5 protein-coding genes are annotated in these 4,547 nt (G+C 63.5%); 4 read left to right on the plus strand and 1 reads right to left on the minus strand.

Going from position 1 to position 4,547, the window contains the following annotated elements; genetic code table 11:
* Positions 1–867: L-histidine N(alpha)-methyltransferase (gene egtD, locus ACIQ47_RS14790; RefSeq protein ID WP_396438829.1), on the minus strand; the 867-nt coding region annotated here is incomplete at its 3' end.
* A gap of 115 nt (positions 868–982) precedes the next feature.
* Between egtD and ACIQ47_RS14795 the strand changes: the two genes are divergently transcribed.
* From ACIQ47_RS14795 to phnE, 4 genes are read left to right on the plus strand one after another with little or no spacing between them, the layout of a single operon-like run.
* Positions 983–1,852, plus strand: coding sequence for a putative selenate ABC transporter substrate-binding protein (locus tag ACIQ47_RS14795; RefSeq protein ID WP_396438830.1), 870 nt, complete (start codon positions 983–985; stop codon positions 1,850–1,852).
* Positions 1,853–1,871: 19 nt separating this feature from the next.
* Positions 1,872–2,708: a phosphonate ABC transporter ATP-binding protein gene (locus ACIQ47_RS14800; RefSeq protein ID WP_396438831.1), complete on the plus strand. Its 837-nt coding sequence runs from the start codon at positions 1,872–1,874 to the stop codon at positions 2,706–2,708.
* A gap of 56 nt (positions 2,709–2,764) precedes the next feature.
* Positions 2,765–3,649, plus strand: coding sequence for a PhnE/PtxC family ABC transporter permease (locus ACIQ47_RS14805; RefSeq protein WP_396429270.1), 885 nt, complete (start codon positions 2,765–2,767; stop codon positions 3,647–3,649).
* A complete protein-coding gene (phnE, locus tag ACIQ47_RS14810; protein WP_396438832.1) occupies positions 3,646–4,515 on the plus strand; it encodes a phosphonate ABC transporter, permease protein PhnE in 870 nt (289 codons plus the stop codon). The genes ACIQ47_RS14805 and phnE overlap by 4 nt, the downstream gene beginning before the upstream one ends.
* Positions 4,516–4,547 lie beyond the last annotated feature (32 nt).

Here is a 4,547-nt window from a genome sequence, read left to right on the forward strand (position 1 = left end):
GGTCCATTTGCAGGCGTTTTCGGTATGGATGGTCTCCCCTGCTGCAAACTGGCGCTGGCCACCGGGCCACTGCACCGTCACCGCGTGGCGCGCCTGCAGGTGCATTTCCACGCGCGATTGCGGCGCGTTGAAGCGCGACAGGTGCCACCAGTCGCGCACCGCAAAATTGCTGCCCACCAGCCGATTGATGTGCAACAACAAATTCAGGTCAAAGGCGGCCGTCACGCCCAATGCGTCGTCGTAGGCCGATTCAAGTTCGGCGGGGTCCTTGAGCAAATCCACGCCGATCAGCAAACCGCTGCCTGGCGCTGTTCCGCAGGCGCTGTGCAAGTTGCGCAAAAAGTCCAGCGCCTGTTCGGGCGTGAAGTTGCCGATGCTCGAGCCCGGGTAAAACAGCACACGCGGCTGCACCGGGTCGAGCGCCAGCTCAGCGGGCAGTGCCAGGCCGCTTGAAAAGTCCACGCCCAGACCCGCCATGGGCAAGCCGGGGTGCTGGCGTTGCAGCACGTCCAGCGCCTGGCGCACAAAGTCCACCGAAATGTCTACTGCCACATAGCGGCCTGCGCCCATGGGGCCGAGCAAGCGCCCGGCTTTTTCGCAATTGCCTGCACCCAGGTCGATCCAGCACGCACCGCGCGGCAGCTGAGAGGCCATGCTGGCGCTGTGCAACTGCATCAGTTGGGCCTCGGTCCGGGTCAGGTCGTACTCGGGCAGCTCGGTGATGGCCTCGAAAAGGCGCGAGCCCAGTGCGTCGTACAGGTATTTGGGCGAGGTGAAGGCCTGTGGGGCGCTCAGGCCTTGCAAGAGTTCTTGCGCCACGGCGGCGGCGTTGTGCTGGTACAGCTGGATGAATTGGGGCGTGCTCATGGAAGGATATTAAGCCAGTGTGCAAGCTGCAGGACGGTGCAGGTTTGGCCCTTGCAGCACGGGGTGCAAGGAATTCAGTGTGTAATCTCGGCTGTTTGTTTTTAGAAAAGCCACCATGACCCGCGCCTTCTTCTCCAAAATACTGTCCTCGGCCTGTGCTGCCTTGCTGGCCTTGTCGTTCATGAGCGCAGCCCAGGCCCAAACCACGCTGCGCGTGACCACCATCCCCGAAGAGGCGGCCACCGAGCAGGTGCGCAAGTTCACGCCCTTGGCTAATTACCTGGAAAAGCAGCTGGGCATGAAGGTGCAATTCACCCCCGTGACCGATTACCCCGCTGCCGTAGAGTCTTTGGTGAACAAAAAGGTGGACCTCGTCTGGTTCGGTGGCTTCACCTTTGTGCAAGCGAGCATCCGCTCGGGCGGCAAGATCGTGCCCATCGCCCAGCGCGAAGAAGACACGCGCTTTCAGTCGGTGTTCATCGCCAAGACCAACTCGGGCATCAAATCTTTGGCCGACATGAAGGGCAAGCAAGTGTCGTTCGGCTCGCAAAGCAGCACCTCGGGCCACCTGATGCCGCGCAGCTTTTTGCTGCAAGCCAACATCGACCCTGAAAAAGACTTCAAACGCATCGCCTACAGCGGTGCGCACGACGCCACCATTGCTTCTGTCGTTAGCGGCAAGGTCGATGCCGCGGCGCTGGACATCACGGTTTGGCGCAAGTTTGTTGCTGAGAACAAGGTCAACACGCAAGACGTGAACGTGTTCTTCACCACCGCGCCTTACTTCAATTACAACTGGTCGGTTCATGCCGACATGCCCGCCGATTTGCGCGAAAAAATCAAGGCCGCCTTGTTGGCCCTGAACCCCGCCAACCCCGAGCACGCTGAGATTTTGAAGCTCAACCGCTCGACCCGCTACATCTCCACCACGCCCGAGAACTACAAGGGCCTGGAGTCGGCCGCTCGCAGCGCAGGTCTGCTGTAAAAGCCTGAGCTGCACTGCGGTGAAGATCGAACTCTCGGCCCTGGAGGCGCGGCACCCGGCAGCCTTGGCGGGCGCGCCAGCGGCCTTGCGGGCTTTGAACCTGCGCTTTAGCGCAGGCGAGCAAGTGGCCATCATTGGCCCATCGGGCGCAGGCAAGACCACCTTGCTGCAGGTGCTGGCCTGTGCGCAGCGGCCCACCCAAGGCAGCTTGCAGTTGTCGGACGTGAACCCTTGGACACAATCGGCGGGCGCGCTGCGCCGTTTGCGCGGCCAGTTGTTTCTGGCCCCGCAGGTGCCGCCGTTGCCGCCGCGCCAACGCGTGGTGACCTCGGTGCTGGCCGGGCGTTTGCCCAGCATGGGCTTGTGGGCCAGTTTGCGCTCGCTGTTTTACCCGGCCGACATTCCTTCCGCCTACGAAGCTTTGGTGCACTTTGATTTGGGCGACAAATTGTTCGAACGGGTGGACCATTTGTCGGGTGGTGAGCGCCAGCGCGTGGGCCTGGCACGCGCCCTGCTGGCCCCTGCCAGCCTGTGGCTGATCGATGAGCCTTTGTCAGCACTTGACCCGATGCGCGCCCGCATGGCCATGACGGCCTTGGTGGGCTTGGCCGCCGAACGCCAAGTGACGCTGGTGGCCACCTTGCACCAAGTGGACATGGCCTTGGCGCACTTTCCGCGCATCATTGGGCTGCGCGATGGTCAGATGGTGTTTGACTTGCCTTCTGCACAAGTCAGCCGCGAGCACTTGGCCCACCTGTATGACCAGTACGAACACGAGCTGCGCGGCGAAGCGCCGATCGGGGTGGACGAGCCGGCCTCGGCAGCGACTGCGCCAGCTGTGATGCATTGCCGCTGACGCGGCCTGCGACCTGACCTCTGATCCCTGACCCTTCACACACGCTCGAACGCGACATGTCTGCCACCGTTTCCCGAATGCCCGACCCGCAGCCTGCTGGTTTGCCGCCGGCCAGCTCGCGCCCGGGTGCGCCTGTGCGAGACCCGGCTTTTTTGTCTCGGGTGTTTTGGCTGAGCCTGGCGCTGGTCTTGCTCTGGCCGCTCGGCGTGGCCACCGAGTTTCGGCCCTGGGTGCTGTGGGCGCCCGAGAACCGCAAGGTCACGGCCGATTTTGTGGCCAGCTTTTGGCCGCTGGTGCACAACGCCGAATTCATGGACATGGTGGTGCGCGAAACCTGGCGCACCGTGGCCATGGCCACCGCAGGCGTCACGCTGGCGCTGGTGCTGGCCGTGCCTTTGGGCCTGATGGCCACCCGGGTGTTGTCGCTGTCGGCCTTGTCGGGCCGCATGGACCGCTGGCCCGCTGTGGTGCGTTGGTGCGTGCGGGCCACATTGATCGTGCTGCGCAGCGTGCCCGAACTGGTGTGGGCGCTGGTGTTTGTGCGTGTGGTGGGTTTGGGGCCCACTGCGGGCGTGTTGGCGATTGCGCTGACCTACGGCGGCATGCTGGGCAAGGTGTATGCCGAAATTTTGGAAAGTGGCGAAAGCCACGCCACCCAAACCCTGATGCGCAACGGCAGTGGCCGCCTGCAGGCTTTTGTGTACGCGCTGCTGCCCAGCCATGCGGCTGAGTTAGCCTCTTACACGGTGTACCGCTGGGAATGCGCCATCCGATCATCCGTGGTGCTGGGCTTTGTGGGCGCGGGTGGCTTGGGCCAGCAACTGGACAACTCGATGAAGATGTTCAATGGCGGCGAAGTGGCCACCTTGCTGCTGGTGTTCATTGCCTTGGTGGCGCTGGCCGACCGAGTGAGCGCCTGGCTGCGAAAGGCTTTGGCATGAAACCCACGCCTTCGAACCCGGCCTCTGCCTTGGTCAACCGTGTTTCGCGTGAGGCGGCCAACCCGCCCTACAAATTACCCCCGCCCTTGTTTGACGCCCGCTGCCGCGCCTGCTGGTTCTCAGCGGCCTTGCTGGTGTTGGTGGTGGCCAGCTTTGTGTCGCTCGACTTGGATTGGTCGGCCTTTGCATCGATGGAAGCGGCGCGCAGCATGGGCCGCTTTGTGGCCGAGTTTTTCCCGCCCGATCTGTCGCCCGTGTTTGTCAACAAAGTGGCTTGGGCCGCTTGGGAAACCCTGGCCATGTCGGCGCTGGGCACCGTGATGGCCGCGGCGCTCGGCCTGGCGCTGGCAGTGCCCGCCAGCCGCATGTCCGCCCAAGACCCGGCTTGGCTGCGCAGCCCCACGCGCTGGTTGCTCAATGCCCTGCGCGCCATTCCTGAATTGGTGTGGGCCGCATTGCTGTTGATCTCTGCGGGCTTGGGCCCCATGGCGGGCACCTTGGCGCTGGCGCTGCACACCAGCGGCGTGCTGGGGCGGCTGTTTGCCGAGGCCATGGAGAACATCCCCACTGGCCCCGGTGACGCCTTGCGCACCCAGGGCGTGAGGCCGCTGCGCGTGTTCTTTTACGCCACTTTGCCCCAGGTCTTGCCGCAGCTCATGAGCTACACGCTCTACCGCTGGGAAAACAACATCCGCGCCGCCGCCGTGCTGGGCGTGGTGGGCGCGGGGGGCTTGGGCCAAATGCTGTCCTTCCACATGGGCCTGTTCCACATGAACAAAACCGCGACCATTTTGGGCGCCATGCTGCTCATGGTGGCGTGCGTGGATGCCTTGAGCTTTGCGGCCCGGCGCTGGTTGACACGGTAATGCGCTGAACTGTCTGCGTCTTGAGTTTGTAG

The sequence above is a fragment of the Limnohabitans sp. genome (genome assembly GCF_044373035.1).
In the GTDB taxonomy this organism is placed as follows: Bacteria; Pseudomonadota; Gammaproteobacteria; order Burkholderiales; family Burkholderiaceae_C; genus Limnohabitans_A.